Annotated in this window: 2 protein-coding genes; both read left to right on the top strand. The window is 62.2% G+C overall.

Features of this window, described 5'->3' with window-relative positions; translation table 11 throughout:
- Positions 1–132: NADH-quinone oxidoreductase subunit K (locus AC1DT2_RS22650; protein WP_477298893.1), on the top strand; the 132-nt coding region annotated here is incomplete at its 5' end.
- Positions 133–136: 4 nt separating this feature from the next.
- Positions 137–1,670 (top strand): NADH-quinone oxidoreductase subunit L (nuoL, locus tag AC1DT2_RS22645; RefSeq protein ID WP_477298891.1); only part of this gene is annotated, 1,534 nt, incomplete at its 3' end.

Here is a 1,670-nt window from a genome sequence, read left to right as displayed (position 1 = left end):
GGCCAGGTCTTCGTGTTCTTCATCCTTACCGTGGCCGCGGCGGAATCCGCTATCGGCCTGGCGATCCTGGTCCTGCTGTTCCGCAATCGCAGCACGATCAATGTCGCCGAAATCGACAGCATGAAGGGTTGATCCGATGAGTCTCTCGCTTTCAATCCTGCTGACGATCGCACTGGCACCCCTGGTGGGCGCGATCCTGGCCGGCCTCTTTGGCAAGCTGATCGGCCGGGCAGGGGCGCATACCGCGACCATCCTGGGCGTGGCAATCGCCTGCGGCCTGTCGTTCTACGTGCTCTACCAGCTGGTCTGGGGTGGTGCACAGAACTTCAACCAGGACGTCTATACCTGGTTCGAGATCGGTCGCTTCCATGCCTCGGTCGGCTTCATGATCGACCGCCTCACCGCCATGATGATGGTGGTGGTGACCTTCGTGTCGCTGCTGGTGCATCTGTACACCATCGGCTACATGGCGGAAGACCCGAGCTACCAGCGCTTCTTCAGCTACATCTCGCTGTTCACCTTCTCGATGTTGATGCTCGTCATGAGCAACAACTTCATGCAGCTGTTCTTCGGCTGGGAAGCGGTGGGCCTGGTGTCGTACCTGTTGATCGGCTTCTGGTACAAGCGCCCGACGGCGATCTTCGCCAACCTCAAGGCCTTCCTGGTCAACCGCGTGGGCGACTTCGGTTTCCTGCTCGGTATCTCGGCGATCCTGTACTTCATGGGCACGCTGGATTACCAGACGGCTTTCGATCACGCTCCCGAGCTGGTCGGCAAGACGCTGCAGATCACGCAGAATCACGCCTGGGACGCCGCGACCGTGATCGGCATCCTGCTGTTCATCGGCGCCATGGGTAAGTCCGCCCAGGTGCCGCTGCACGTGTGGCTGCCGGACTCGATGGAAGGCCCGACCCCCATCTCGGCGCTGATCCACGCGGCGACCATGGTCACCGCCGGTATCTTCATGGTCGCGCGCATGTCGCCGATCTTCGAGCTGACCGAGGGTGCGCTGTCCTTCATCCTCGTCATTGGTTCGACCACGGCGCTGTTCACCGGCCTGATCGGTATCGTCCAGAACGACATCAAGCGCGTCATCGCGTACTCGACGCTCTCGCAGCTCGGCTACATGACGGTTGCGCTCGGCGTCTCCGCGTATAGCGGCGCCGTGTTCCACCTGATGACCCACGCCTTCTTCAAGGCGCTGCTGTTCCTCGGCGCTGGCTCGGTCATCATGGGCATGCACCACGAGCAGGACATGCGCTACATGGGTGGCCTGCGCAAGTACATGCCGATCACCTGGATCACGATGTGGATCGGCTCGCTGGCCCTGGCCGGCACCCCGTTCTTCGCCGGCTTCTACTCGAAGGACGCGATCATCGAGGCCGTCGGTGAGTCGCATCGCTGGGGCGCGGGTTATGCGTACTTCTGCGTCATGGCGGGCGTGTTCGTCACCTCGCTGTACAGCTTCCGCCTGCTGTACATGACCTTCCACGGGAAGGAGCGCTTCACGGTCGAGCACAAGGCGCATGGCCACGGTCATGACGCGCATGCCGTCCATCACGACGCTGCTCACGCTGTCGCCGCTCACCACGACGATGCGCACGGTTCGCACGATATCGTGCAGGACGACGATGACCACCACGGTACGCCGGGCGTGCTCGAGCATGCAC

This window comes from Luteibacter sp. P4_E6 (assembly GCF_056401535.1).
Note: the sequence above shows the minus strand (reverse complement) of the source record. Positions and strands in the feature narration are given on the sequence as shown.